Genomic DNA, 25,630 nt, shown 5'->3' with positions numbered 1-25,630 from the left:
TGGAATCCGCCGATCGAGAAGCGTAGGCTCGCCCAAACTGTCCATCCGGCTGGCACGGGAGGGGGAAAGCATGGCTGCGCTGAGACTGGCTGCACCGAAGTTCCTCGCGGTTCTGATCGGTGTCATATGGCTGCTGGGCATTGCCCTGCCAGCCGCCGCGGATCAGGGCTCCCCCGATCCCACCGCGGTCATGGCCGGGCCGCAGCATGATGGCTCGCATGATTTCGATTTCCTGATCGGTGACTGGAAAGCCCACGTCCGCCGCCTGCCGGATCGACTGGTGGGCTCGCATGCCTGGGTGGAGTACGACGGCATTTCCAATCACCACAAACTGTTCGATACCAATGCCAACCTCGAGCAGTTCGAAGTCACCAGTACCGACAGGAAAGAGCATCTGAGGGCGCAGACGCTGCGCATGTACAACCCGCATACACATCAATGGGCCATTTACGGTTTCGATGCGGACAACGCCGAGCTGGATCCGGCAGCGCCGGTCGTCGGTGAATTCCACGGCAAGCGAGGCGAGTTTTACAACCGCATCAGCTGGAATGGCCGCGTCGTGCTGGTGCGCTGGATGTGGCTCAACATCTCGCCGCACGCGGCGCGGATGGAGCAATCGTTCTCGCCGGACGGCGGCAGAAACTGGGAAGTGAACTGGATCTGCGAATTGTCGCGATAGGTTGGGTTAGCGCAGCGTAACCCGACATGTTCGCAGGGGCGGTGCGTGAGTCAGCGCAACAAGCGATAGCAGTTGTAGATACCGAGCGCCAACACCGTAAGCCCGGCCATCAGCGTGGATACGCGCGCTGGCAGGCGGCGTACCAGCCACGCACCGAACGGCGCCGCAATCACGCCACCCAGGATCAACCCCAGCACCACATGCAGTTTGCTTTCGCCGATGGTAAGCAAGAAGGTAATGCTGGCCGCCAGGCTGACCACGCACTTGGCCAGATGCACGCTGCCGATCACCAGACGCGGTTCCTGCCCGTGCGCCACCATCGTGGTGACCGTGAGCGCGCTCCATCCACCGCCGCCCGCCGCATCCAGGATGCCGGCCACGAATCCGAGCACGGCGGTGCCGCGCGGTACATCCTGCCGCCGATCCTTGCGCTTGGAGGTACGAAAGAGCAGGAACAGCCCCATGGCGAGCAGGTAGGGGGTGAGGAAATAGCGAATCCAGATCGGCGGCATATGCGCCAGCGCGGTGGCGCCGATCACGGCGCCGATCACACCTGGAATCGCCAGCAGCAGGAACAACCGACGCTGCACATTGCCGGCCCACCAGTGGCTGAGTCCGGATGCACCGCACGTGAAGGTTTCCGCGTAATGCACGCTGGCGCTGGCCATGGCTGGCGGCAGCCCGAAGCCCAGCAACATGCCGGCCGAGGTGACGCCGTACGCCATGCCCAATGCACCGTCCACCAGCTGAGCCAGTGCACCGATGCCGGTAAAGATCAGGAATTCGGAAAGGGGCGCCATGACGCTCGTGCAAACCGGACAAAGCGCATCATGACAAATGCACCCGTGATTGTCCGGTCTGGCGGATCAGACGGCCTTGGCCAGATCGGTGGCGAGGCCGATGTACGTGGCCGGCGTAAGCTCAAGCAGTCGTTGCTTGGCCTCTGCGGGCAGTGCCAGGCCGGCAATGAACTGGCGCATGGAATCGCGGGTGATGCCCTGGCCGCGCGTCAGTGCCTTCAACTGCTCGTAAGGTTCGGGCAACCCATAGCGGCGCATCACTGTCTGCACGGCTTCGGCCAGCACTTCCCAGCTTGCGTCCAGATCCGCGGCGAGGCGATCTGCATTCACGTTGAGCTTGCCCAGACCCTTCTGCAACGATTCCAGCGCAACCAGCATGTGGCCGAATGCCGTACCCAGCGCGCGCAACACGGTCGAATCGGTGAGGTCGCGCTGCCAGCGGCTGATCGGCAGCTTCTCGGCGAAATGGCCGAGCAGGGCATTGGCCAGCCCGAAGTTGCCTTCCGCGTTCTCGAAGTCGATCGGGTTGACCTTGTGCGGCATGGTGGAGGAACCCACTTCGCCCGCCTTCAACGCCTGCTTGAAATAACCGAGCGAGACATAGCCCCACACGTCGCGCGCCAGATCGATAAGGATGGTGTTGGCACGGCGCGCGACGTCGCAGTACTCGGCCACGCCGTCGTGCGGCTCGATCTGCGTGGTGTACGGGTTGTAATCCAGACCCAAACCGGTCACGAAACGCTGCGAGAACGCGCGCCAGTCCACGTCCGGGTAGGTGATCGCGTGCGCGTTGTAATTGCCGACGGCGCCATTGATCTTGCCGGGAATCTCTACATTCGCCAGCTGCTTGCGCTGGCGCTCCAGGCGCGCGACGACGTTTGCCAGTTCCTTGCCCAGCGTGCTGGGTGAAGCGGTCTGGCCGTGCGTGCGCGAGAGCATCGGCAACGCCGCGTTTGCATGCGCCAGTTCGCGCAGTTTGGCGATGACCTTGTCCAGCCACGGCAGCAGTACGTGCGTGCGCGCGTCGCGCAGCATCAATGCATAGGAGAGATTGTTGATGTCTTCGCTGGTGCAGGCGAAATGCACGAATTCCTTGGCCTGGGCCAGCGCAGCGTCGTTGCCGATGCGCTCCTTGATGAAATACTCGATCGCCTTGACGTCGTGGTTGGTGGTGGCTTCGATCGTCTTGATGCGTACACCGTCCTCAACACCGAAATCGCTGGCGATCGCTTTGAGCTTGGCGATTTGCTCCGGCGTGAAAGCCGGAAGCTCAGCGATAGCTTTTTCCGCGGCCAATGCCAGCAGCCATTCGATTTCCACCTGCACGCGGCGGTGCATCAGGCCGAATTCGCTGAAGATCGGGCGCAGCGCTTCGGTCTTGCCGGCGTAGCGGCCGTCCAGCGGAGAAAGGGCGGTGAGGGCGTGGGTGGACATCGGGCAGCTTCCGGGAGATCAGAGCCGGCCATTTTACATTGCTCCGCGGCCAACATCGGCGGGCTTATAGTCGGGCCTCTCCAAAAGTTATGAGATGCAGCCATGGCCGATTTCCGTATCGAGCACGACAGCATGGGCGAGCTTAAGGTGCCTGCCAAGGCGCTCTATGGCGCGCAGACCCAGCGTGCGATCGATAATTTCCCCATTTCCGGCCTGCATCTGCCGCGCCCTTTCATTCGGGCCCTGGGCTTGATCAAGGCTGCGGCGGCCGAAGCCAATCTCGCGCTCGGGCATCTGAAGAAAGGGCAGGCGGCAGCCATCCGCAAGGCGGCGCTCGCGGTCGCGGAGGGCCAGCACGACGACCAGTTCCCGATCGACATATTCCAGACCGGCTCCGGCACCAGCACCAACATGAATGCCAACGAGGTGATCGCGAATCTCGCCGCCAAGGCCGGCAACAAGGTGCATCCGAACGATCACGTGAACTACGGGCAAAGCTCCAACGACGTGATCCCCACCGCCATCCACGTCAGCGCCACGCTCACCACGCATGAGGAACTGTTGCCGGCACTCAAGCACCTCAAGCGCGCCATCGATCGCCGTGCCAGCGAATTGCGCAACGTGCCCAAGACAGGGCGCACGCACTTGATGGATGCGATGCCGGTGACGTTCGGGCAGGAGTTGTCGGGCTGGTCGGCACAGATCGAAGCGGCGATCCAGCGCATTGGCGACAGCCTGCATCGCATGCGGCAATTGCCGCTGGGCGGCACGGCGGTGGGCACCGGCATCAACGCCGACCCGACATTCGGGCCGAACGTGGCGCGTGAACTGAAGAAACTCACCGACGTGCGTTTCGATTCGGCCGACAATTATTTCGAAGGGATGGCTGCGCAGGACGCGGCGGTGGAACTTTCCGGGCAGCTGAAGGTGCTGGCCGTGGCGCTGATGAAAATTGCCAACGATCTGCGCTGGATGAATTCGGGGCCTCTCGCCGGCTTGGGCGAAATCGAACTGCCGGCATTGCAGCCGGGTTCGTCGATCATGCCGGGCAAGGTGAACCCGGTGATTCCGGAAGCCACCGCGATGGTGGCCGCGCAGGTGATCGGCAACGATGCGGCCATCACGGTGGCCGGCCAGTCCGGCAATTTCCAGCTCAACGTGATGCTGCCGCTGATCGCCTACAACCTGCTGCAGTCGATCCAGACACTTGCGAATGTGTCGCGCCTGTTGGCCGACAAGGCCATTGCGGGTTTCCGCGTGAATGCCGATCGCGTCAACCAGGCGTTGGCGATGAACCCGATCCTGGTCACGGCATTGAATCCCGTGATCGGCTACGAAAAGGGCGCAGCGATCGCCAAACAGGCCTACAAGGAAAAGCGCCCCATCATGGATGTGGCGCTTGAACAATCAGGGCTGTCGAAAGACGAGTTGAAGAAGCTGCTCGATCCGCGTGCGCTGACCAAGGGTGGCATCCATGGCGGCGGCGCTGGCGGCGGTTGATGCCGCCGAGTCAATCCTTTTCGCAATCGGCAACACGTTTGGTCGAGATCTTCGCGTAAGGCTTGAACGCCGGCAGTTGCGCGGCAAGCTGGTCTTGTATATCCGTGATGCTGGCCTGGTCCTGGCACATCTTGAGGCCAAGCGTCTTCAACCGCTGGCCGCCAGCCTCGGCGTCCTGGTCTTTTTCGCCCTTCGATTTGCCGTCGAGTGAATCTTTGATGGCCTTCATGCCCATGCCCGCGCCGATTTTTCCCATGGCCAAGCCCGTCTGACGCACATCCGAGACATTCTGGAAATAGAGCATCAGCAGGCCGTGCTGCGAAGGCGAGACGGTTACAGGCTTGTCGCCGATCACCAGCGCACCGTTGGCGTCGATCTGCGCATCGGGCGCGCCATCGACGTGCAACGTAACGATATTGTCCTTGAGCGTGATGCCACCGTTTGCCAGTGTGGTATCGGCGGTGTCGCAGGCGCTGATGGCGGCGCAAAGCGCCAGCAGCGTTATCGTCCGTGTGTACTTCATGAGTCGTCCCCCTCGCAAGTCGTAGGATCAGTAACGTAGGTTGGTTTAGCGCAACGTAAACCAACGATGTTGCCCGAATAGGGCGTTGTACCGCGCGTCTCAAGATGGACTCAATGCACGGTGGCGTTCCTGGTCATTAGTCGTTGTCCTTGATGCAATCTGCTGTACTGCGGTCACGGAAGATGCCCACATACGGCTTGAAGGCGGGAACCTGCGCATTGAGCTGATCTTGAACCGCCTTGAGGTTGGTCTCGTCCTGGCACATCTTCACCGTGAGCTGATGTGCTTGCGACGCCACGGTATCCTTGAGCTTTTGTTTTGCACCTGCATCGGGCTTTGCAACGAAAGCGTTCTTGGCGGCAGCTATCCCCGCCTTCATGCCGTTGGCTTGCTCGCGAATATCCGCTGCGCCCTGGTAATAAAGCACCAGCAGGCCGCGTTGTGCGGGCGTAAGCGCTACAGCTTTACCGTCGACGGCGAAATCGCCGGCGGACCCGATCGTTGCATCGGGCACGCCATCCGCGTGCACGGTGAGCACATTGCCATCCAAGGTGAACTTGCCGTTTGCGCCGCTGTAACTGAAGTCAGGCATGTCGCACGCTGCAAGGCCGGCGATCAAGGCCAAGAGCAAGAGCGTCCTTTGATGCTTCATCCCGTGTCCCCTTCAGATGATCGATGTGCGGGCCGATTGCGCTGTTTCTTAGCTGTCGTCGCGCCAGCGGCGGAACCACACGGAGCCGGCCAGCATGGCGATACCTGCTGCTGCGCCGATCCAGATCCCCGGTGTCGCCAGTACTGCATAGGAATTGGAGAGCAAGAAGTTACCGATGTGCCCCGGATTGTCGCCCAGTTGCTGTGCGGCCGTGTCGTGCAGCCAACCGCCCGGGAATACGCTGAACAGGATGCGGACCAGGATCTCGCGCCAATACCAGCCACTTCTGAAACCAGCCGATTGAAGCAGGTTGAACCAGCTGATGATCACTCCCACCGCGACGGGGATGACCACGGCCCAGAGGAACGGCTTGCTCTTGGCCCAGGACGAGCACAGCATCAGCCAGCCGACCGCAGGCAAGGCCCACAGCAGATAGAGCGGAATGCTGCCGATCAGGAAGCCGATCAACTGGAACGGATGCGACAGCGTCAGCAGCCACCACACGCTTACGCCATGCATGGAGAGGGTGAAGGCGAACATCAGCAGCATGATCAGGCCGGTGAGCAGGCCGCAAAGCATGGCAATGATCGGCGCGGCCAACGTAGCGGCAATGACCTTCGAGACGACGGTGGACGTGTCGGAAACCGGCAGCGATTTCCAGAACAGAAAACTCCGGTCGCGGCGGTCGTCGTACAGAGTGCCCAGGCAGTAGAAGAACACTACGAAGCCGAAAACCACACCCAGCAATCCACTGGTGGACAGCATGACGACATCCAGTGCATCGCCGACTTTTCGGATGCCATCGGCGTCGAGCGAATGAAGCTTCAGGGCTTCCAAGGTATGTCCGTCAAGATCGATGGTGCCCATATGCATGCCGAACTTGCCGGTCACTTCACCGGCCGCGATCGCCATCAGGTTCAGCACCAGGAATACGGCGCTGGTGATCACCGGCGCCCAGAAGAAGCCGCCGCGATGCTCCCAGAACTCGCGCTTGACCAGCCAATAAATGTTTTTTGCGTTCATGCGTAAGTTCCCTTCATGGTGGCGACGAACAGGTCGCTGACCGAAGGCCGGCGGATTTCGCCCAATGCTTTCAGTTGCGCCTGATCGATGCCGTCGAACAGGAAAATGCTCTTGCCGAACACCTGGCGCTCGTCCAGCGGCTTGAGCTGGCGCGCGGCAGCAGCCATGTCCGTGCTCACCATGACTTCGGCGAAGCGCTCCCCCATGCTTTCCATGTCGGTGTTCAGCACGATCCTGCCGTCGCGGATGAACATCAGGTCGGTGAGGATGTGTTCGATCTCCTCCACCTGATGGGTGGTGACGATGATCGTCTTGTTCTCGTCGAAATAATCTTCCAGCAAGTTCTGGTAGAACTGCTTGCGGTAGAGGATGTCCAGGCCGAGCGTGGGCTCATCCAGTACCAGCAGCTTGGCGTCGATCGCCATCACCAGGGCCAGATGCAGCTGCACGATCATGCCTTTGGACATCTGCTTCACGCGCTGATCGGGCGTGAGCTTGGTGCGTGCAAGGAAGGCTTCGCATTTGGCGCGGTTGAAGCGCGGATGGACGTTGGCGACGAAGTCGATCGCCTCGCGTACGCGAATCCAGCGCGGCAGCACCGCCACGTCGGCGATGAAGCACACTTCTTCCATCAGCCGGTCGCGCTGGCTGCGAGGGTCGAACCCCAGCACGTTGAGCTGGCCCTGGAAACCGGTCAGGCCCAGGATGGCCTTCAGTGCAGTCGTCTTGCCGGCGCCGTTGGGGCCGATCAGCCCCACGATGCGTCCGGCGGGAATCTGGAAGCTCAGGTTGTCCAGCGCAAGCATGTTCTTGTAGCGCTTGCTCAAGCCATTGGCGGTGACGACCGCATTCATGACGGGTTCTCCGCATCCTTCGGCGCTTCGCGCATCAGGGTTTTCAGGTCCAGACCGAGGCGCTGCAAGCGTGCGTACAGCGCCGGCCATTCTTCGCGCAGAAAGCGCTCGCGTTCTGATTTGAGCAGCGCCTCGCGCGCTCCATCGGTGACGAACATGCCCAGCCCCCTCCTTTTCTCTACGAGTTGGTCGTCGACCAGTTCCTGATACGCCTTGGAAACCGTGAGCGGATTGATCTGAAAATCCGCTGCCACCTGGCGTACTGACGGCAGCGGGTCGCCCTCGTGCAAGGCGCCGTCCAGGATCATCGCCACCACGCGTTCGCGTAACTGGCGATAGATCGGGACGCTGTCGTTCCAGGTGATGGCCATGAAGTTATTCCTTGCTGATGCTGGCGAACTTGGTGGAGCCAAACGAATAGTAGGGCATGGCCAGTTGGGCTCCGAGCAGGCTTGCCGCGCTTTCGGTCCTGTTGGCCAGCGGCGAGTTGGCGATGGTCAGGCTGGCTTCGCTCAGCAGCGAGGCGGCGCGTCGATCTTCGGCGGTGGGGCGCACTTCGATGCCAGGCAGGGTGAAAACCTTGGCACCCTCGCTCGGAGCGGCTGGAAGCTTGGGGGCGTGGGGATTCATGGCGATCAGGCCGACCGTGGTGAACAGAACCGCGGCAGTGATGGCGATGGGGTTCGGCGCTTTCATGTCTGCTCTCCTTTAGTGCTGTCGTGGACCGGTGTTGTAGTGAACTATAACACCATATTCGAAACTGTCAATGACGGGATGGCCATGACTCATGGCCTAGAGGATCGGGATGGGTTGTGGGCCGGTTCCAGCATGGCTCGGATGCCAAGGGTCCCGGCAGCGAACGTCGTCAGGAATTGCATCTGACAGACATCACCCTGGGGCCAACGCAACCAGTGGGCTAAACTCGCCGATCCCTTTATGAGGAGCGCCTGTTATGTGGTACGCCATCATCGGTACGGACCATCCCGGAACGCCGGAACGCCGTGTGGCCGCCCGCCCAGCCCATTTGGCGCGCCTGCAGCAACTGCAAGCAGAAGGGCGGCTGCTGCTGGCAGGACCGTTTCCCGCGATCGATGCACAACAGCCCGGCCCGGCTGGTTTCACCGGCAGCCTGATCGTGGCTGAATTCCCTTCGCTGGCCGAGGCCGAGCGATGGGCCGAGGCGGACCCCTATGTGGAAGCCAACGTATACGCCAACGTAAGCGTCAAACCATTCCTCAAGGCGCTGCCCGCATGACGGCAGCGATGGTCGAGGAAATCCGCCAGCGCCTGGCGACGGCGCTCCAGCCGGTCGAACTCGAGGTGGTGGACGAGGGCTACAAGCACGCCGGCCACGCCAATGAGGGGAAAGGGCACTACCACGTACGCGTCGTGAGCGCCGCCTTTGCCGGGCAGTTGCCGATCAAGCGGCACCGGCTGGTGTACGCGGCGCTGGGCGAATTGATGGATCACGGCATCCACGCGGTGTCGATCGACGCCAAGTCGCCCGATTGATCGATCCGTTGATCAAGCACCATCGGCTTTGCCGCAGGCCACTGGGTCATCCGCCACGCATTGCGGCGCTGTCGCGCGTTTGGCACAGTGACCCGTCGCCCGCGCCAGCGGGCCATCACACCTTGAGCACCTGAATCTGCATGCGCCTAACCACGATCAAACTTGCCGGATTCAAATCCTTCGTCGATCCGACCACCTTGCATCTGCCCACCAATATGACGGGTGTGGTGGGGCCCAATGGTTGCGGCAAGTCCAACATCATCGATGCCATCCGCTGGGTGATGGGCGAAAGCGCGGCCAGCCGCCTGCGCGGCGATTCGCTGACGGACGTGATCTTTTCCGGCTCCAATGCGCGCAAGCCGGTGGGGCAGGCGAATGTCGAGCTGATCTTCGACAACTCCGACGGCACCATCCAGGGCGAATATGGCCAGTACGCCGAGATTTCGGTGAAGCGCCAGGTGACGCGCGACGGGCAGTCGTCGTATTTCCTCAACGGCGCGCGCTGCCGCCGCCGCGACATCACCGACTTGTTCCTTGGCACGGGGCTGGGGCCGCGCAGCTACTCGATCATCGAGCAGGGCATGATCAGCCAGATCATCGAGGCGCATCCGGAAGAGTTGCGCACGCATCTGGAAGAAGCCGCCGGTATCTCCAAATACAAGGAGCGCCGCAAGGAAACCGAGAGCCGCATCAAGGCCACGCGCGAAAACCTCGACCGCGTGCGCGACGTGCGCGACGAGGTGGACAAACAGCTCGAACACCTCAATCGCCAGGCGCGCGCCGCCGAGCGCTGGAAAGCCTACAAGGAAGAACAGACACGCAAGGAAGCGGAGCTGCGCGCGCTCGAATATCGTGGCCTCAAAAGCCAGCGCGATGGCGAAGGGCAGGGGCTTTCCGCTGCCGAAATCGAAATCGAGAAGCGCCTGGCCGAGCAGCGCCAGATCGAATCGCAGATCGAAGGCGTGCGCGAGCGCCATACCGAAGCCAGCGAACATTTGAACGCCGTGCAGGCCGAGGTCTACAAGGTCGGTTCGGAAATCGCACGCGTCGAACAGCAGGTGCGTTTCAACAAGGAAACGGCCGATCGCCTGCAGCGTGCACAACAGGATGCCGACCGCGAACACACGGAGTTGGCGGCGCACATCGCCACCGATCGCGAGCAAGTGGAAACCTTGCGCATGGCCTTGGCGGAAGGCGAGCCGAAGCTGGAATCCCTGCAGCAGATGCAGGACGACACCTCCGAAAGCCTGCGCCAGACCGAAACCAAGCTGGCCGATTGGCAGCAGCGTTGGGATGCCTACACGCGCACCGCCGGTGAAGCCAGCCGCGCCGCCGAAGTGGAGCGCACCAAGCTGGCTTATCTCGATCGCCAGGCGGTGGATCTGTCCAAGCGCAAAGAGGCTCTGGAAACCGAGCAAAAGGCCACCGATGTGGTTGCGCTGGATGCCGCGGCCGAGCAATTGCATACCGAACACGACACGCAGCGCGAGCGCGTGGAATCGCTCGGCAGCATGCTCGACCAGCACAAGCTGGCGTACGAGAAAGTGCTCGACGAAGAGCGCCAGGTGCAGAGCACGCTCAACGATGCGCGTCAGCAATTGCAGACGGCACGTGGCCGTCTCGCCTCGCTCGAAGCCTTGCAGCACGCCGCGCTGGGGCAGGAAGAAAGCGCGGCCAGTACCTGGCTGGCACAGTTTGGCCTGGACGAGAAGCGCCGCCTCGGCGAAGCGCTGGAGGTGGAAGCCGGTTGGGAAACGGCGGTCGAAACCGTGCTTTCCGGCTTTATCGATAGCGTACTGGTCGACGGTGCGCACGACTTGGCGAAAGAATTCCATGCGCTGAGCAACGCGGACGTCGCCTTGCTCGATGCAGCGGAAGGGGGCGCCGCCACCGCCGGCACGCTGGCTGCGCATGTGCGCGGTCCGGCTGCGGCCATCGCCATGCTCGGGCATGTGCTGACCGCGGAGAACATCGACGAAGCCCATCAGCGCGTTTCCGGCCTGGCTGCGCTGGCGCCGTACCAATCGGTGATCACGCGCACGGGCGAATGGCTGGGCCCTGGCTGGGCCAGCGTGCGTCGCGCGCAGGGCAATCAGCTGGGCGTGCTGGCGCGCGAGCGCGAGATCCGCACGCTGACCGAACAGGTCGAATCGCTGGAAGGCCGCATCGAGGAAGCCACGGCGCGCCTGGATGATCTGCGCACCAGCAAGTTCGAAGCCGAACGCGCGCGCGACGATGCACAACGCGAGCTGTACAACGCGCACCGCCGCCAGTCGGAACTGGCCGGCCAGCTGCAAAGCCATCGCGGCAAAGTCGAAACGGCGCGTGCGCGTGCCGAAAAAGTCGCTGGCGAATTGTCGGCGCTGCTCGAACAACTGGACGAATTGCAGACACAGACACGCGAAGCACGCGCGCGCCTGGACGAATCCGTCAATAACATGGGTGATCTGGAAGATCAGCGCCGTGACCTGGAAAACGAACGCCGCGCCTTGCTGGAAGCCCGCGAGGAAGCGCGCATGAACGCGCGCGAAGCCGCCGACCAGGCGCACGCGCTGGCGCTGAGCATGGAATCGAAGCGTTCCTCGCTCGCTTCGCTGGAGCAGGCGCTGGCGCGCATGGACAACCAGATCCGCCAGATCGAAGCGCGCCGCACGGAAATCGCCGAGCAACTGGCCGCCGGTTCTGATCCCATCGCCGAGCTGGAAGCCGAGCGCCAGACCTACCTGGACCAGCGCCTGCTGGTGGACAAGCAATTGGTGGAAGCGCGCCGCGCGCTGGAAGACTGCGATATCGCCTTGCGCAAACTGGAACAGCAGCGCCACAACCTGGAGCAGGATCTGTCCGGCCTGCGTGAAAGCCTGTCCGAGAAGAAGCTGGCTGCGCAGGCATTGCAGATGCGCGCCGAACAGCTCGCCGAAGCGATTGCCGCCTCAGGCCTCGATCTCGAAACCTTGCTGGCCGAGCTGGCTGAAAACGTCGACGCGGCGCAATGGCGCCAGCAGCTGGCCGATCTCGCGCAGAAGATCGCGCGCCTGGAACCGGTGAACCTGGCGGCGATCCAGGAACACGCCGAGCAGAGCGAGCGCAAGACATATCTCGATAACCAGCTCACCGACCTCACCAGCGCGATGGAAACGCTGGAAAACGCGATCAAGAAGATCGACCGCGAGACGCGCCAGCGCTTCAAGGAAACCTTCGATCGGGTCAATGCCGGCGTGCAGGAGCTGTTCCCGCGCCTGTTCGGTGGCGGTCATGCCTACCTGGAACTCACGGGCGACGACCTGCTCAGCACCGGCGTGTCGATCATGGCGCGGCCGCCCGGCAAGCGCGTGTCCAACATCATGCTGTTGTCGGGCGGCGAGAAAGCGCTGACCGCGGTATCGCTGGTGTTCGCGATCTTTGCGCTCAATCCTGCTCCATTCTGCTTGCTCGACGAAGTGGACGCCCCGCTCGACGAAGCGAACGTCGGCCGCTTCTCGAACATGGTGAAAGAGATGAGCGAGAAGGTGCAGTTCATCTTCGTCTCGCACAACAAGGCCACCATGGAGGCGGCCAGCCAGCTCTGCGGCGTTACCATGCGCGAAGCGGGCGTTTCTCGCCTCGTGCAGGTCGATCTTGCCGAAGCCGCGAAATTGGCCGGAGCTGCCTGAGGTAGAGGCTGCCTGACGTAGAGGACGTACATCATGTTTGGAACCGAATTGGCTGTTGCGTGGAACCCGTGGGTCGGCATTCCGTTGGTGGTGGTCGGCGTGGTCGTGTTGGTGCTGGTGTGGTTGTTCGGTGAGCCGAAGAAGGAGCAGGGCAAGCGACGCCTGGTTCCCGAACCCGCCGCCGAGCGCCGCGAACCGACCTTGGGCGAGTCGATTGACGAGGGTGAAAGGTTCGATGGCGATCCGCTCGATCGCAGCGATCCTTTGTTCAGACAGCCAGAGCCGCATCAGGGCGAACTGGACGTCGACCTGCGTGCCGAGCTCGAAAAGCTGGGTGCCACCTTGGCCGACCAGCGGCATGAGACGGTCCATCATCCCAAGCCAACCGGGCAATCTGCTTCCATCGTGGAAATGTTGCGCTCGCCCTCCCAGCCGGAACCGATGCGCGCGGCAGCGGTTGAGCAAGCTCCCCTGGCGCCAGCTCCGGCGCCACCCATACACGCCACCGCGCCAGGGCAGACACCCGCCGCTGCACCGCGTGTTCCTCCGCGTTCCGACCTGGGCAAGCGCCCCACGCAATTGCCGGTGGAACGCATCGTGAGCCTGTTCGTGATGGCGCGTGAAGGTCAGGCGTTCAACGGCACGGACCTGATCGTCGCGGCCGAAAAGGCCGGGTTGGAATACGGCGACATGGGCATTTATCACCGCTTGGTGGACGGCCGGCGCGAAGCGGGCCCGATCTTCAGCGTTGCCAACATGCTCAAGCCCGGCAGTTTCGACCTGACGCGTCTGGATGCCTTGCGTACGCCGGGACTCAGCTTCTTCATGACCCTGCCAGGACCGGTCACGGCACTCGATGCATGGGATGCCATGCTCCCTGCCGCACAGCGATTGGCCGAGCTGCTTGATGGGCAGGTGCTGGATGAAGAACGCAACGCCCTGGGCCGCCAACGCATCGCGCACATTCGCGACGAGCTGCGGGGCTGGGATCGCGATCATGATGGCGGCGAGATCCGCTTCGGCCGCTGATCGTTATTTGACCTGCAAAAAAACAGAGCGCCCAGCGAGGGCGCTCAATATACCGGAGTGAGGGAGCCGCTCTATCAGGCAGCTTTTGCGCCCAGGGCCATGAGGCCGATGGAGTGGTGGGCTGAAGCGATCGCTTTCGCTTTGTGCTCCGCACTCATGTTCACCCCCTCGGCGCGAATGAATTGAATATCGTCGATGCCGATGAAGCCGAGTACGGCGCGCAGGTAGTTTTCCTGGAAATCCATGCCTGCAGCCGGGCCTGTGCTGTATACGCCACCGCGGCTGGACGCGATGATCACGCGCTTGCCACCGGCAAGCCCTTCAGGACCCGCCGGGGTGTAGCGAAAGGTCTTGCCGGCCACCACGACGCGATCAATCCAGGCTTTGAGCTGGCTGGGAATGCCGAAGTTGTACATGGGCGCGCCGATCACCACGACGTCGGCTTCCAAAAATTCATCCAGCACCGCCTGGCCGAGCTTGGCCGCGTCGCTTTCGGCATCCATCACCGGCGTCCAATGGGGCAGGTTATGGGCGCTCAGGTCGCGATAGGTGATTTGCAGGGAGGGGCTTTCCTCGGCGAGCTGGTTCACGATGGCGGAGGTCAGTTCGCGCGAGACGGAGTGCTGGCCCAGGATGCTTGCGTCAAGATGCAGGAGTTTCATAGCGGTATCTCAGTCCAAGTCGGCGAGCCGACGTTGGAATTAAAGATAAAATTGGAACAAACGCCCGATAAGATGGGGCTTTCGGAACTTATCGTTCCCTAAAGGAAACGACGATGAATGCACTGCCAGGTGCCATGCAGGACCTGAACGACTTGTACTTCTTTGCCGCCGTGGTCGAGCAGGGGGGCTTTTCGGCGGCCGGGCGCGCTTTGGGAGTGCCTAAATCCCGGCTCAGCAAGCGCATTGCGCAGTTGGAGGACCGCCTGGGCGTAAGGCTGCTGCAGCGGACGACGCGCCGCTTCGTGGTCACCGAGGTGGGCGAGCGTTTCTACGGCCATTGCCGCGCCGTGCTGGAGGAGGCGCGTGCCGCGCAGGAGGCGGTGGATGAATTGCGCGCCGAACCGCGTGGCGTGGTGCGCCTGAGCTGTCCGGTTTCGATCGCCCAAACCGTATTGGCCTACATCCTGCCGGAGTTCATGGCCAAGTACCCCAAGCTGCAGGTGCGAGTGCTGTCGAACAACCGCCGCGTGGACCTTATTGGCGAGGGCTTCGACCTTGCCATTCGCGTGCGCACCAAGCTCGACAGCGACGCCAACATGATCATCCGCAGCTTTGGCCAGGCGCGCGTGTTCCCGGTCGCCAGCCCGGGCTTGCTCAAGCAATACGGCCACCCCGCACATCCGGAAGATCTTGCACGGCTGCCGGCCGTGTCGATGCAGGAACATGAAGGCGCGCAGATCTGGGAGCTGTTCGATGCCAATGGCGAACGGGTCAGCGTGGAAGTTCAAGCACGCGTTATCACCGGCGACTTCGCCGTACTGCTGGAAGCAGCACGTGCCGGCATCGGTGTGGCGCTGTTGCCGGAATCGGTTTGCGCGCCCGCCATCAGCAGCGGCGAACTGGAAATTCTGCTGCCCGAATGGAGCGCGCCGCAGGGCATCATGCATTTTGTCTATCCAAGCCGGCGCGGCATGATGCCGGGCGTGCGTGCGCTGGTGGATTTTCTGGCCGAACGCTTGCCGGAAGCGGCGCGCATCAGTCATGAGGAGTGCTCGAGGCGATCACTGCCAACGCGGGCTACGCTCGATCAGCCATCCGCATGACCGTGCTAGTCTTCGCGTTTAGCCTTCCAAACCGCCGCCTATGACCATCGAAACCAAGCTTCCGAAAGTAGGGACAACCATTTTCAGCGTGATGAGTCACTTGGCCTTGCAGCACAAGGCGGTGAACCTAGGCCAGGGCTTCCCCGATTTCGAACCGCCGCAGGCGCTGCGCGATGCAGTGATCCGTGCCATGGCCAAAGGCCTCAACCAATATGCGCCGGGCATCGGGACGGCCGCGCTCCGCGAGCAGATTGCGCTCAAGACCGAACGGCTTTATGGGCATAAGGTCAGTGCGGATAGCGATATCACCGTGACATCCGGTGCGACCGAAGCGCTGTTTGCCGCCATTGCCGCTGTCGTGCGCGCGGGCGAAGAAGTGATCGTGTTCGATCCGGCGTATGACTCCTACGAGCCGGCGATCGAATTGCAAGGCGCGCGCGCCGTCCATATTCCCCTTACCGTGCCGAGCTTTTCGATCGACTGGCAGCGCGTACGTGATGCGATCACGCCGCGCACGCGCATGATCCTGATCAACAGCCCGCACAATCCTTCTGGTGCCGTGCTGTCGGCGCAGGATCTCGATGCATTGGCAGCGATCGTGCGCGATACGCCGATCGTGGTGTTGTCGGATGAAGTGTACGAACACATCGTTTACGACGGTGCTGAACATCAGAGCGTGTTGCGCCATCCGGAATTGGCTGCGCGCAGCATCGTGGTTTCAAGTTTCGGCAAAACCTATCACTGCACCGGGTGGAAAGTCGGTTATGCAGTGGCGCCAACGAAGCTCTCCGCGGAATTCCGCAAGGTGCATCAGTACCTCACGTTCTGCACCTTCCATCCGGCACAAGTTGCGTTTGCCGAATTCCTGGCCAGCACGCCGGAGCATTACCTGGAGCTGCCAGCCTTCTACCAGGCCAAGCGCGATCGTTTCCGCCAGCTGCTGGCGCCGTCTCGCTTGAAGCTGCTCGATGTGCCGGGCGGATATTTCCAGTTGGTCGACTACTCCGCCATTCGCAACGAGGACGACGTTGCATTCTGCGAGTGGTTGGTGAAAGAGGGTGGCGTGGCGGCCATTCCGTTGACGCCGTTCTACGAAAAAGCACCTGGCACGCGACTGGTGCGACTGTGCTTTGCCAAGAGTGACGCCACCATGGAAGCTGCCGCGGAGCGTCTATGCAAACTTTGAATGTGACGCTCGTGCAGGGTGCCACGCGCTGGCACGATGCGCCCGCCAACCGCGACTACTATGGCGCGCTGGTGCGACGTGTGGCAGGGCAGAGCGATCTTGTCGTACTGCCGGAAACCTTTCTTTCCGGCTTCAGTAACGACACCCGCGCCAGCGCGGAAGGCATGGATGGCCAGGGTCTTGCGTGGATGCGCAAGCTGGCTGGCGAGGTGGGCGCGGTGGTCACCGGCAGTCTTGTCATTCGCGAAGGGGACACGGTTTATAACCGCCTGGTCTGGGCCCGTCCCGACGGCAGTTACGCGCAATACGACAAACGGCACCTGTTCCGCATGGCTGGCGAACACACGCGCTACGGCGGCGGCTCTGAGCGTTTGATCGTGGAGTTGAAAGGTTGGCGCATCCTGCCGCAGGTCTGCTACGACCTGCGCTTCCCGGTATGGCTACGCAACCGCCGGCTGGAATCGGCGGCAGGCGGCATGGACTACGACTTGGCGCTGTTCGTCGCGAACTGGCCAGCGCCACGCCGGCAGCCGTGGCGCACGCTGCTGCGCGCGCGCGCGATCGAAAATCTTGCCTACGTCATCGGCGTGAATCGCGTAGGCGTGGATGGCAATGATCTGCCGTATGCCGGTGACAGCGCAGTGATCGATCCGGTCGGCGAGGCGCTGGTTGAACTCGGTGCGCAGGAACAGCTGGTTAGCGTGGCGATCGATCCGGCACCTTTGCAGCAGCATCGCGAACGCTTTCCTGCGTGGATGGATGCCGACGACTTCATGCTCAGTGGTCTGTGAACGGAAACGCGCGTGCGCTGACACGGCGTTTCAAAAAAACTTCACAAAGAGTATTGACGGCCGCGCCCAGTACCTGAATAATTCCGCTTCTTGCTTCGGCGCCTTTCGACTTTCGGGCGGTAGCCAGGGTAAAGTAGGTGTCACCACGCGCCCGTAGCTCAGTTGGATAGAGTACCAGGCTACGAACTTGGTGGTCGGGAGTTCGAATCTCTCCGGGCGCGCCATATTTAGACAGGCATGATGTTGGTTCAAGTCGTGTCTGCATTGCAGGCAAAGCATCGTTTGCGATGAAACCGGACGAAAGAAGTCCGGCGTGTTCGATACGGATTGACGGGCCAGAGTGTCACCCGTAGCATTTCCGGGCTCAAGTTTGCGAAAGCTGACTGGGTTTCGAAAACGGGGTATAGCTCAGCCTGGTAGAGCGCCAGCTTTGGGAGCTGGATGTCGTGGGTTCGAATCCCTCTGCCCCGACCAGCAGGTGTTCTGCTTTTCGTCAAAGCGCCTGTAGCTCAACCGGATAGAGCATCGGCCTTCTAAGCCGACGGTTGCAGGTTCGATTCCTGTCGGGCGCGCCAGCTTCGGTGATTACGGTGGGCGTAGCTCAGTTGGTTAGAGTACCGGATTGTGATTCCGGTTGTCGTGGGTTCGAGTCCCATCGTCCACCCCAATTCAAGCAGTTCTGGGCCGTTAGCTCAGCTGGTAGAGCAGTTGACTCTTAATCAATTGGTCGTAGGTTCGAATCCTACACGGCCCACCAGCTAAAACAGGCACTTAGGTCAAACCTGAGTGTCTTTTTCTTTGGCACCGTAAAAATCACCGTAAAAATATCCACTGCCAACATCACTTCGAGTGCTTGCCAGCTGGCTCCACAATGGGCACTTCGTGATCGTAACGATCGGTCATCTGCGTCGTTCTGTGCCCCGCTCCGAGTCGCTTGGCTTCCTTGCCACCTTCGGTGTCGGTAATGCCGCGGTGCTTGAGGCCGTGCATCGTGAACCGCTGCTCAGGCGTGATGACACCGTCACGCATCGCCATCCGAATGAAGCGCTGCCAGGCTGTGTCGAAGGCAGAGCGTGTCTCGATCTCCCCTTTTTCGTTTAGTCGCGCGAGCGTTTCGCCGCCCTGGTTGACGAGCAGCGGCCGATCCTCCGGCCGAATGGGTTCTGCCTTCTTCAGGCGTGCCCACACCTGCCGGCGATAGTCGATAGCGACAGCCCATGCCTCTTCCAACTCGGGAGACCACTTCGTGATGTTGTCATCCGATCCTTTGCGCCGACTGGTATAGATCCCATCCTTGTGTTTGTCAGCGTCGCGAAGCAGTAGCGCTTCAATGCCGCGCTGGCGGCAGCGGTAGGTCAGCACCATCGCCGGCCATATGTAGGCTGGGCAGCTGCCGCGCGTATGGGGCTTGAGCGCACCACGCTCGCGAGCGAATGCCATCACCCTCTCCATCACCTGTGGCGTAGGGACCTTGGCGGAGCTTTTCTCTTTGGCTGCATCAAGACCATGGGCCGGGTTTTCGCGGTCTGCCATCCGGCCGCGCTGCATGCCCCAGACGAACAGGCGCCCGAGCCAGCGCTTGATGTGGTTGGCCATGGCCGGCGTCTTCTTGCCGATCTCATCTACGATCAGTTGCACGTCGGACTTGCGAAGTTTGTTCACCAGCAGCAGGTCGGCGGTACCCATCCGTGTTTTGAGCTTGGCCAGCCTGGCCAGGCAGTTTTGATAATCCCTCTGCGTGGCAGGCACCAACTCCTTCCACTGATCCGACTTTTCGAATTCTTCCTGAAGCCATCGAATGGATCCAGGTTGGTCGCCGTCCTTAAGTTCCTGGACCAAGCGATGCAGATCGGCCAGGGTGGCGGTGTTGCGCGCCAGAAGCCTCCGCTGCTGCTTGGCGCCTTTCCTGACCAAGGTGTACCACACCTGGTCACGCGCATCCCAAAACGCGCCCTTGGGAAGCTTCTGCTGATCGATGTGCTTGGGGACCGTAGGGTCGAACTTGCGGGGACGTCCTCGGCTCACAGGATATTCCCCTGGTACAGGCCGTCGTCGTTTTGGGCCAGCACCTTCAGGCCGCCGGCGGCGTTGATCAGGCTGATTGTCGTCCACGGTCGACCATTCTTCCCCGGAAACCATCTGATCCCCGCCTGCGTCAAGGCGCGCTTGAGCGCAGCGTCCTGGTCATAGCCCGTTACCTGGGCCAGCTCGTCGGCGGTGATGAGGGCGTCGTGTATCACGGCTCAGCGACCCTCGGCAATGCTCGGGAGCATATGGTCACCACCCCAGCGCGGTGAAAAGGCCGCTGACGAAGGCTCGACGACGCTCGTCGTTCAGCGAACGCTGCTGCCCAGGAAGGAAAGCAGCTTCGAGCAGCAGGGCCGTCTCTTCGTCGCCGGTGAACAGCAACATGTGTCGCAGGCCATCCTTGATGATCCATTCCGCGCGAATGCGCACCGTCCACGTGCGGATTGAAAGGTCTTCGTCACCGGGCTTGTAGCAGACCGGTGGAATCGGAGGTTTAAGCGCCAACATCAGGCATTGGTGGTCATGCAGCATTTTCTCTGCCCACGGTTGCAGCGAAAACACCGTGATCGGCTGCATGTCTTCTGTGTAAATCACGTGCCTCATGAGGCGCGGCCTCCCGTGATTACCTTCAGGCGCGGATCAAACAGGTCAGGGTGGACTTGCGCCGCAAGCATCGGGCGAGTACGTAGCTGACACAGCACCACTCCACCAGGAAGTTCTTTGCTAACAGGGACGACGAACTGATAGACCGTTGTTTCTTCGATCTCTCCGTCCATCATCCCGCGGGTGATCTCGTAGCGCAGTTCCTCGAGTATTCGCTCGATGCGCTCCATGCGGAGGTTGCTAGCCATGATTGGCGCGCTCCTTCACGATGGCAGCATCGATGGCTTGATCGAGGGCAACTCCGATCACGGGACCTACATACAGCATCCCATCAGGTTTCCTTACCTGGTTGCAGACGATGGGATGGGTCCATTGACCGGCTGAGTGATCGCGCAGCCAACGAAACCTTGCCGCGTCGAGCTCCAGGTTGAGCATGTAGGTCTTTCCCGATCGCCTACCGCCAACCACGATCACTGGCTCAGGTTCTTTGAAAAGCGGCAACCAACCATCACCAACTGGTGGATCGCACCCGGGCACGCATTCTTCGTCGTACTCATGACCGTCGGGCGTGTGAGTGGTATGACCTTTAATCCACCCAGTTGGGCGAGCGTAACCCGTACCTGCTTCTCTCAGTGCCGCAAGCAGCACTGGGATCAGCCTGATCATTTTCTCGCCTGCAGCCGCATATTGAACAAAAGTTCCGGCCTTCTTTGCTTCATCCTGGATGGCGCGAAGCTTGGCTTCGAGAGTGTCAGTCATGTGCTGGTGCCTGGTTGTAGGTATCGAGGATCACCCATTGAAGGATGCCGATGAACTCGCGCAGCCACAGCCCGGTGTCATCCAGGTTCTTCACGTGAATGCAGCCATCGTTTGCCGATTCGATAAGCAGGATGATCCGCTTGGGATTTAGCATCGAGTCCGTGTCGTGCTTCTCTTCGATCTGATCGGCAAGCGTGCGCAGGCGCCGGGCGAAATCGGCCGGGCTCACGCAGCGGTTGTTGCCGATGTGGGTGACCTTAGGCATCGTGGCGCTCCGTGGCTGCTGGATCTGATAGATAGGCTTGCGCAAGCCACTTCACGATCAGGCGTTTGTCCGATAACGGATCGGGCGGACCGCTGAAAAAATGAGTGAGCAGGTATTCGCACCCATTGAGCGCTTGCACGTACCTCGTTGCCGGCTCGCAGAGCGGAACCGAGATAGAAATCGGCTCTGGCTTGCGGTCCGCAACGATGTAGTCGGGCGCAGTGCCCAATGGCGGCTTCCACCGTTCGCCGCCGCAATAGGTGTAGTTCAAGTGTTTCAGCGTCTTGATGGCCGCGTCGCTCTCGCGCTTGCGCAACAAGTGTTGCTTCAGAATTTCCCAGCAGGTATTAACACCTGGATACGCGCCTGGTTGGCTGAGCAATTCGTCGAGCTCTTTGAATGCTTGATCAAAGTCTGGGATCGGCATCACGCATTCTCCAATCGCTTGTAAGACACCACCCACACCCACGGATCTTCCTTGAAGGAACCGATGCCATTGAGCTGCTCCCACAGTGCTTCGAAGAGGCGGCGCGGAGAAGGTGGGTTCGGTATCGAACGCTCCCCGGCACTCGCAGCAGCCATGCGCTCGCGGTGGTCGGTGAAGTGGTCGTTGATCCACTGCGCTGGCAACGTCGTCACGCCTTCGGCAATGGCATCGGGCGTGCTGATGGACTGCAGGCGCTCGATGCGGGTGTCGGTGATCTCCAGCACAGTGCGTGCTGCCCAGCGGGGCATGAAGCGGGCATGGCGGTAGCGGCCAGGTTTAAAGGCTTCGTTATTGTCGTCGAACAAGACCCACCACTCTGGCTCGTGCCGCCAACCATCAGCAACATACTCAATCGGACATATGGGATCCGTATACCCAGCCGCGATGCGCTTGTCGTCGATTTCTTTGCCAGAAAGATGATCAAGGCCTGCAGGCACACGCCACGCTTCGCGCACCCAAAGGCGGTCACCAATCTCGCCATAGGGACATGTCCAACTTCCAGCCTCTGGCACTTCGCCTGCTTGAACGCCAGCGCGCCAGACGTCGTTCATATCGCTGCAGATCCAATCGATTACTCCGACCGGTTGGGGCCTTAATATCCTTCGGGTCTGCGTCTTGATGTCAGCCAGGGTCGGGCGCACCATCATGGGAGACATGGGGATAGGGGATTCACGCATCGATCTTTCCCTCATCGCTGGAGGGTGACGGAAGCAACTTCTGGCGCTCGGCGTATTCGATCACCGTCATTCCGCTCGGCAACATGATGTGCGACAAAAAGGCCGCTTCGAAGCTCATCATGCCGATCTCGATCGCTGTGACCTGACCCTTCACCCAGTCCCGCAAGATCGAATAGACGGCCACGCTTCCAACGCTGAGCGCGTGGCTTTCATGCTCTGTGCGGGACTTGCGAGTGCGTGAACTGTATGGATGTTCCTTCAGCCATGCCGCTGCATAGCCGCGCGCGCTTGCCTTCAGCTGCACCTGGCGGCCGCGGTGTTCGAACTGGATGAATATCTCGCCGTTGTCGTAGTCCTCGCCTGTGGCGAACTTGGCGCATCCGAACTTGCGGAGCATCTTCTGTATGTCGTTCAGCGCGTTGGCGCCGCTGGTGGCGTTTTCGTAGGGAAGGCTCATGCCATCGCTCCATTTCGCTTCGCGCGTACAAGCAAAGCTGTCTCGCGCATGGTGATTTCCTTTGCACCGTACTCGATAGCCAGGGAGCGTTTTGACATGGCAATGTCGTAATGGCTGCGCGGCGTGCCGGGGTATTGGTGCCATTTGCGCGCCACGCCGATCTTGTCTGCCATGGCGTTAAGCTCTTCTTCGGTATCAGCGGTCATGTGGCACATCTTCATGCGCCCGAACTGACCGATCGGCGTGAGGTGCATATCGTCAACGTAGACGGCCATGTCAGTTCACCCGCATATCTTTCATGGTTAAAAAGCAAGGTTGCTTCAATTCTTCCTGCGCGCCTTCGATGAGCCCGCGCACGAAATCATCTTGCTTGCCGCCATCGCGTAGCAGCATGAAAGCAACCTGCAGAACCGACACCAGGTAAGGGATAACCTGGTCCGGTGGCAGCTTGGTGATATGGAGCATCGTTTCGCGCATCGCCGCGGCCGTAGGCTCTCTGCTGACTTCTTCCAGCTTTGTCATGCCCGTTGCTCCGGAAAACCGTTGTGTTCGACGCCATCGAGCAGGCGCCCGGCTTTGCGCTTACCCACCTTGTGGGCGTAATGCACGCGTTCGCCATGGAAACCATGTCCGCCGGCGAGATTGATCCAACGCCCCGGCAATCGATCGGCGCGGCCGCATTGGCGGAAATCCGGGTCATCGCGATCACGGTCGAACGAAAGGTCGAACTCTCCCCATTGCTTGAAGAAGAACGGCACGCCGGCGCTGGCGCACTGATCGCGCAGGGAGCGAGCCCAGTCAGGATGCATGGGGCGAGCACTGGGCCCTGATTCGCCGCCGGCGACTACCCAGTCGATCGCCCACTCGTCACCGATGCCGGTGTAGTCGCATCGTTTGCAGCACTCATAGGCACCCGTGGTGGGATCCATACGCATCTGCTGAGCATTGCGGCACGGGTGGCACACCAGGCCGTCAAGGGTAAGGTCTACGCGTCCCAGCAGCGGCTCACATGACAACCAGCGCACAGCGGCTGGGCATTTGAGTAATGCCGGGACGCGGTCGTCGGCGGCTTTCTGATCCTCGACACTCACGCCCAGCCAGACGTTCGGCAGTGGCCATGGACCATCGTTGATGGCAGGTCGGCGCGGGTGCTTGTAGCCCATTAAACCTTTCGTGCTTTCGTGCAGCACGCCGCGGGGCTTCTGCCAACCCATCCACTGGAACCATTTGTGCATACGCGCGGGACGCTTCGTCAGCACCTGGAAGGTGTGCTGCGGGCACGCGGCCATGATTCCGAAGATGCCGGCGATCGTGACGTCGTTGACCGACTCGTGGAACAGGTCGGACATGCTGTTGACGAATATCCGCCGCGGCCGCGTCCAGCGCAGCGGATGGTCGAGTACCTCATGCGCAATATGTACCTCGCCGTTCCATCCGTGGGTGCTGGGATGGATGAGCCGCTCATAAGCCATACCCGGTTTGGTGAAGCGAGCAGCGACCTTTTCGGCGTAGCAGTTACGGCATCCCTCAGATACGCGCGAACAACCGCGCAGTGGATTCCACGTAGCGTCGGTCCATTCGATCTTGCTGTGATCAGCCACGGCGAAATATCCCCCTTACGCGCGGATCGGATTCGTAGATGGTTGTGCGCTGCTCTTTGTTCGGCCAGGTCGGCGCCTTCTTCATGCAGCGTTTGCAGGGCGGGAAGTTGCCAGCGCCTAGCGGTGGCGTTTTGTCGGCTGACGTGCCGAACACTCCGCAGAGCGATCGATAGAAGCGCACATCCGCCGGCAAGCTTTCCAGTAGATCGGGCGTCAATTGCTTCTTGAGCGCCTCGGTGTCATCGCGCCAGTAGTGCGGCTTCTCGCCGACGAAACACAGCTTGGCCCAGCCGCCAGTGAAGTTTTCGATGGGCCCACCGGAGAACATGGCGACGCGGTATTCCGCATTGATCTTATCCATCGCTGCGCTCCTTCTCTGGATGGCCCATGCATCCGTTCTTGTAGTCGAAGTTGTCGCACTGGCCGAATGGAATAAATTCCCGACCCTGTGCGAGCTGATCGAGGAGGTAATCCTTTGCTTCCGCTGCAGATAGCCTCGTGCCATCGGCTCGCTTAAACATGCGCGCCAGATTTCTCTTGGTGATGCGTTTTATCGCGCCACGAACATCTAAGCAGGAACAGTACATGGTCATATGTGCACCCTCACGCAGATCCCTGCGCAGCCGATGCACATCAGCAGCACGCCCACCCAGAACACGAGCTGCCAAGCACGGAAGAGCAATGGGCGCTTCAGGTATTCCCGGTAGTCGGTAAACACCCACTGGATGTAGCCGACCATGGTGAGGGTGATGCCGAAGACTATGGTCACGAGCCAAATCATGCGTGTCCAGCCTCTTGCATCAAGCTAACTTCCATCGACATGTCCGGCGCGCACTGCGGCTGACGCGGTCGAACGACAGCTGCCATTGCTGGAACGTTGACGGTGAATGCATCACCCAAGAACTGGGCAAGCTTCTCCGCGGCCGCGAGCGGCCTGGCGAGAATGATCTCGAAGTCCAAGTAAAGCGCTGGTCCGGCGGGCAATGCCGCCTTTGTCACGCGCGTGTCTTTGATCACGGCGTCCAGAAGCCGATTGCGGCGTGTGCTGTTGGGCTTCGGCATGCCGGCCACAAGCACCATCATCTTGGTGATCGACACGGCTTGTTCGCTCGGGCGCCGATTCAACCAGACAACGCGCACGGGCACGTTATCGGGAATGATGTTGATGTGCGGATCCAGCACCTTGACTGCTTGGCCACGCAGCGTTTCGAACCATTCGCGATCGATAGCTTGCTGCGGACCGGCGCGATCATCTTCGAAAGACGGGTGAGTGCCAGCGCACGGAATGCCACCGGCGGCAAGCATCTGCATGGTCAGGCTTGAGCCGCAGCGGCCAAGTCCGGAGACCACGATGA

At 61.1% G+C, this 25,630-nt stretch carries 34 protein-coding genes and 5 tRNA genes; 14 read left to right on the top strand and 25 right to left on the bottom strand.

Annotated elements, in window-relative coordinates; genetic code table 11:
* Positions 1 to 70 precede the first annotated feature (70 nt).
* Positions 71 to 679 (top strand): hypothetical protein, encoded by a 609-nt coding sequence (locus V7M64_RS02785; protein WP_333676850.1) that lies wholly within the window; start codon positions 71 to 73, stop codon positions 677 to 679.
* Positions 680 to 729: 50 nt separating this feature from the next.
* Here the strand turns inward: V7M64_RS02785 and V7M64_RS02780 are convergent, their stop codons facing one another.
* A complete protein-coding gene (locus tag V7M64_RS02780) occupies positions 730 to 1,479 on the bottom strand; it encodes a sulfite exporter TauE/SafE family protein (protein WP_333676848.1) in 750 nt (249 codons plus the stop codon).
* 66 nt (positions 1,480 to 1,545) lie between these two features.
* Positions 1,546 to 2,913: an adenylosuccinate lyase gene (purB, locus tag V7M64_RS02775; RefSeq protein WP_333676846.1), complete on the bottom strand. Its 1,368-nt coding sequence runs from the start codon at positions 2,911 to 2,913 to the stop codon at positions 1,546 to 1,548.
* Between the two features lie 102 nt (positions 2,914 to 3,015).
* Between purB and V7M64_RS02770 the strand changes: the two genes are divergently transcribed.
* Positions 3,016 to 4,413, top strand: coding sequence for a class II fumarate hydratase (locus tag V7M64_RS02770; RefSeq protein WP_333676844.1), 1,398 nt, complete (start codon positions 3,016 to 3,018; stop codon positions 4,411 to 4,413).
* Between the two features lie 10 nt (positions 4,414 to 4,423).
* Here the strand turns inward: V7M64_RS02770 and V7M64_RS02765 are convergent, their stop codons facing one another.
* From V7M64_RS02765 to V7M64_RS02740, 6 genes are all read right to left on the bottom strand, one after another.
* Positions 4,424 to 4,936: a hypothetical protein gene (locus V7M64_RS02765; RefSeq protein WP_333676843.1), complete on the bottom strand. Its 513-nt coding sequence runs from the start codon at positions 4,934 to 4,936 to the stop codon at positions 4,424 to 4,426.
* A 136-nt stretch (positions 4,937 to 5,072) separates the two neighbouring features.
* Complete coding sequence (locus tag V7M64_RS02760) at positions 5,073 to 5,588, bottom strand: hypothetical protein (RefSeq protein WP_333676842.1); 516 nt, start codon at positions 5,586 to 5,588, stop codon at positions 5,073 to 5,075.
* A 48-nt stretch (positions 5,589 to 5,636) separates the two neighbouring features.
* Complete coding sequence (locus V7M64_RS02755) at positions 5,637 to 6,611, bottom strand: hypothetical protein (protein WP_333676840.1); 975 nt, start codon at positions 6,609 to 6,611, stop codon at positions 5,637 to 5,639.
* On the bottom strand, positions 6,608 to 7,465 hold the full coding sequence (locus tag V7M64_RS02750) for an ABC transporter ATP-binding protein (RefSeq protein ID WP_333676839.1): 858 nt from the start codon (positions 7,463 to 7,465) through the stop codon (positions 6,608 to 6,610). The genes V7M64_RS02755 and V7M64_RS02750 overlap by 4 nt, the downstream gene beginning before the upstream one ends.
* The gene (locus V7M64_RS02745; RefSeq protein ID WP_333676837.1) at positions 7,462 to 7,836 is read right to left on the bottom strand and encodes a GntR family transcriptional regulator; all 375 of its coding nucleotides are present in this window, start codon (positions 7,834 to 7,836) and stop codon (positions 7,462 to 7,464) included. The genes V7M64_RS02750 and V7M64_RS02745 overlap by 4 nt, the downstream gene beginning before the upstream one ends.
* 4 nt (positions 7,837 to 7,840) lie before the next feature.
* Positions 7,841 to 8,161, bottom strand: coding sequence for a hypothetical protein (locus V7M64_RS02740; RefSeq protein WP_333676836.1), 321 nt, complete (start codon positions 8,159 to 8,161; stop codon positions 7,841 to 7,843).
* Between the two features lie 256 nt (positions 8,162 to 8,417).
* Here V7M64_RS02740 and V7M64_RS02735 point away from each other — a divergent pair, with 256 nt between their 5' ends.
* From V7M64_RS02735 to zipA, 4 genes are all read left to right on the top strand, one after another.
* Positions 8,418 to 8,720 (top strand): YciI family protein, encoded by a 303-nt coding sequence (locus V7M64_RS02735; RefSeq protein ID WP_333676835.1) that lies wholly within the window; start codon positions 8,418 to 8,420, stop codon positions 8,718 to 8,720.
* A complete protein-coding gene (locus V7M64_RS02730; protein WP_333676834.1) occupies positions 8,717 to 8,977 on the top strand; it encodes a BolA family protein in 261 nt (86 codons plus the stop codon). The genes V7M64_RS02735 and V7M64_RS02730 overlap by 4 nt, the downstream gene beginning before the upstream one ends.
* A 140-nt stretch (positions 8,978 to 9,117) precedes the next feature.
* Positions 9,118 to 12,627 (top strand): chromosome segregation protein SMC, encoded by a 3,510-nt coding sequence (gene smc / locus V7M64_RS02725; RefSeq protein ID WP_333676832.1) that lies wholly within the window; start codon positions 9,118 to 9,120, stop codon positions 12,625 to 12,627.
* 33 nt (positions 12,628 to 12,660) lie between these two features.
* Positions 12,661 to 13,656: a cell division protein ZipA gene (gene zipA, locus V7M64_RS02720; RefSeq protein ID WP_333676831.1), complete on the top strand. Its 996-nt coding sequence runs from the start codon at positions 12,661 to 12,663 to the stop codon at positions 13,654 to 13,656.
* A 74-nt stretch (positions 13,657 to 13,730) separates the two neighbouring features.
* Here zipA and V7M64_RS02715 read toward each other — a convergent pair whose 3' ends face one another.
* Positions 13,731 to 14,318 carry an FMN-dependent NADH-azoreductase gene (locus V7M64_RS02715; protein WP_333676830.1) on the bottom strand — a complete coding sequence of 196 codons (588 nt, stop codon included), beginning with the start codon at positions 14,316 to 14,318 and terminating at the stop codon, positions 13,731 to 13,733.
* 113 nt (positions 14,319 to 14,431) lie between these two features.
* On the opposite strand from V7M64_RS02715, the gene V7M64_RS02710 reads away from it, so the two are divergent.
* The 8 genes from V7M64_RS02710 (at position 14,432) to V7M64_RS02675 (ending at position 18,155) form a co-directional block, all read left to right on the top strand.
* Positions 14,432 to 15,421 carry a LysR substrate-binding domain-containing protein gene (locus V7M64_RS02710; protein WP_333676829.1) on the top strand — a complete coding sequence of 330 codons (990 nt, stop codon included), beginning with the start codon at positions 14,432 to 14,434 and terminating at the stop codon, positions 15,419 to 15,421.
* Between the two features lie 40 nt (positions 15,422 to 15,461).
* Positions 15,462 to 16,607: a pyridoxal phosphate-dependent aminotransferase gene (locus V7M64_RS02705; protein WP_333676828.1), complete on the top strand. Its 1,146-nt coding sequence runs from the start codon at positions 15,462 to 15,464 to the stop codon at positions 16,605 to 16,607.
* Positions 16,595 to 17,398 (top strand): amidohydrolase, encoded by an 804-nt coding sequence (locus tag V7M64_RS02700; protein ID WP_333676827.1) that lies wholly within the window; start codon positions 16,595 to 16,597, stop codon positions 17,396 to 17,398. Before V7M64_RS02705 ends, V7M64_RS02700 begins: the two co-directional genes overlap by 13 nt.
* A 147-nt stretch (positions 17,399 to 17,545) precedes the next feature.
* Positions 17,546 to 17,622: transfer RNA gene (locus V7M64_RS02695), tRNA-Arg, on the top strand.
* 173 nt (positions 17,623 to 17,795) lie between these two features.
* A tRNA-Pro gene (locus V7M64_RS02690) sits at positions 17,796 to 17,872 on the top strand.
* Between the two features lie 24 nt (positions 17,873 to 17,896).
* Positions 17,897 to 17,973: transfer RNA gene (locus V7M64_RS02685), tRNA-Arg, on the top strand.
* A 15-nt stretch (positions 17,974 to 17,988) separates the two neighbouring features.
* Positions 17,989 to 18,065: transfer RNA gene (locus V7M64_RS02680), tRNA-His, on the top strand.
* A 14-nt stretch (positions 18,066 to 18,079) separates the two neighbouring features.
* Positions 18,080 to 18,155 (top strand) — tRNA-Lys (locus tag V7M64_RS02675).
* 83 nt (positions 18,156 to 18,238) lie between these two features.
* On the opposite strand, the gene V7M64_RS02670 is transcribed toward V7M64_RS02675, so the two are convergent.
* The 16 genes from V7M64_RS02670 to V7M64_RS02595 all read right to left on the bottom strand — a co-directional run bounded on the left by V7M64_RS02670 (position 18,239) and on the right by V7M64_RS02595 (position 25,586).
* A complete protein-coding gene (locus V7M64_RS02670) occupies positions 18,239 to 19,423 on the bottom strand; it encodes an integrase (RefSeq protein ID WP_333676826.1) in 1,185 nt (394 codons plus the stop codon).
* The gene (locus tag V7M64_RS02665; RefSeq protein ID WP_333676824.1) at positions 19,420 to 19,638 is read right to left on the bottom strand and encodes a DUF4224 domain-containing protein; all 219 of its coding nucleotides are present in this window, start codon (positions 19,636 to 19,638) and stop codon (positions 19,420 to 19,422) included. Before V7M64_RS02665 ends, V7M64_RS02670 begins: the two co-directional genes overlap by 4 nt.
* A 37-nt stretch (positions 19,639 to 19,675) precedes the next feature.
* Positions 19,676 to 20,002, bottom strand: coding sequence for a hypothetical protein (locus tag V7M64_RS02660; protein WP_333676823.1), 327 nt, complete (start codon positions 20,000 to 20,002; stop codon positions 19,676 to 19,678).
* Between the two features lie 23 nt (positions 20,003 to 20,025).
* Complete coding sequence (locus V7M64_RS02655; RefSeq protein ID WP_333676821.1) at positions 20,026 to 20,277, bottom strand: hypothetical protein; 252 nt, start codon at positions 20,275 to 20,277, stop codon at positions 20,026 to 20,028.
* The gene (locus V7M64_RS02650) at positions 20,270 to 20,788 is read right to left on the bottom strand and encodes a hypothetical protein (protein ID WP_333676819.1); all 519 of its coding nucleotides are present in this window, start codon (positions 20,786 to 20,788) and stop codon (positions 20,270 to 20,272) included. The genes V7M64_RS02655 and V7M64_RS02650 overlap by 8 nt, the downstream gene beginning before the upstream one ends.
* The gene (locus V7M64_RS02645) at positions 20,781 to 21,053 is read right to left on the bottom strand and encodes a hypothetical protein (RefSeq protein WP_333676817.1); all 273 of its coding nucleotides are present in this window, start codon (positions 21,051 to 21,053) and stop codon (positions 20,781 to 20,783) included. The genes V7M64_RS02650 and V7M64_RS02645 overlap by 8 nt, the downstream gene beginning before the upstream one ends.
* Positions 21,046 to 21,480, bottom strand: coding sequence for a hypothetical protein (locus tag V7M64_RS02640; protein ID WP_333676815.1), 435 nt, complete (start codon positions 21,478 to 21,480; stop codon positions 21,046 to 21,048). The genes V7M64_RS02645 and V7M64_RS02640 overlap by 8 nt, the downstream gene beginning before the upstream one ends.
* Positions 21,480 to 22,091 carry a hypothetical protein gene (locus V7M64_RS02635; protein ID WP_333676813.1) on the bottom strand — a complete coding sequence of 204 codons (612 nt, stop codon included), beginning with the start codon at positions 22,089 to 22,091 and terminating at the stop codon, positions 21,480 to 21,482. The genes V7M64_RS02640 and V7M64_RS02635 overlap by 1 nt, the downstream gene beginning before the upstream one ends.
* Positions 22,092 to 22,209: 118 nt before the next feature.
* Positions 22,210 to 22,674: a hypothetical protein gene (locus V7M64_RS02630; protein WP_333676812.1), complete on the bottom strand. Its 465-nt coding sequence runs from the start codon at positions 22,672 to 22,674 to the stop codon at positions 22,210 to 22,212.
* Positions 22,671 to 22,949: a DUF4031 domain-containing protein gene (locus tag V7M64_RS02625; RefSeq protein WP_333676811.1), complete on the bottom strand. Its 279-nt coding sequence runs from the start codon at positions 22,947 to 22,949 to the stop codon at positions 22,671 to 22,673. Before V7M64_RS02625 ends, V7M64_RS02630 begins: the two co-directional genes overlap by 4 nt.
* A gap of 1 nt (position 22,950) precedes the next feature.
* The gene (locus V7M64_RS02620) at positions 22,951 to 23,196 is read right to left on the bottom strand and encodes a hypothetical protein (protein ID WP_333676810.1); all 246 of its coding nucleotides are present in this window, start codon (positions 23,194 to 23,196) and stop codon (positions 22,951 to 22,953) included.
* Positions 23,193 to 24,275: a phage Gp37/Gp68 family protein gene (locus V7M64_RS02615; protein ID WP_333676809.1), complete on the bottom strand. Its 1,083-nt coding sequence runs from the start codon at positions 24,273 to 24,275 to the stop codon at positions 23,193 to 23,195. The genes V7M64_RS02620 and V7M64_RS02615 overlap by 4 nt, the downstream gene beginning before the upstream one ends.
* On the bottom strand, positions 24,268 to 24,636 hold the full coding sequence (locus V7M64_RS02610) for a hypothetical protein (RefSeq protein ID WP_333676808.1): 369 nt from the start codon (positions 24,634 to 24,636) through the stop codon (positions 24,268 to 24,270). The genes V7M64_RS02615 and V7M64_RS02610 overlap by 8 nt, the downstream gene beginning before the upstream one ends.
* A complete protein-coding gene (locus V7M64_RS02605) occupies positions 24,629 to 24,868 on the bottom strand; it encodes a hypothetical protein (RefSeq protein ID WP_333676806.1) in 240 nt (79 codons plus the stop codon). Before V7M64_RS02605 ends, V7M64_RS02610 begins: the two co-directional genes overlap by 8 nt.
* The gene (locus V7M64_RS02600; protein WP_333676805.1) at positions 24,865 to 25,044 is read right to left on the bottom strand and encodes a hypothetical protein; all 180 of its coding nucleotides are present in this window, start codon (positions 25,042 to 25,044) and stop codon (positions 24,865 to 24,867) included. Before V7M64_RS02600 ends, V7M64_RS02605 begins: the two co-directional genes overlap by 4 nt.
* Positions 25,045 to 25,052: 8 nt before the next feature.
* Positions 25,053 to 25,586 carry a hypothetical protein gene (locus V7M64_RS02595; RefSeq protein WP_333676804.1) on the bottom strand — a complete coding sequence of 178 codons (534 nt, stop codon included), beginning with the start codon at positions 25,584 to 25,586 and terminating at the stop codon, positions 25,053 to 25,055.
* Positions 25,587 to 25,630: the final 44 nt, after the last annotated feature.

It is taken from the genome of Dyella sp., from assembly GCF_036746095.1.
GTDB lineage: Bacteria > Pseudomonadota > Gammaproteobacteria > Xanthomonadales > Rhodanobacteraceae > Dyella_B.
Note: the sequence above shows the minus strand (reverse complement) of the source record. Positions and strands in the feature narration are given on the sequence as shown.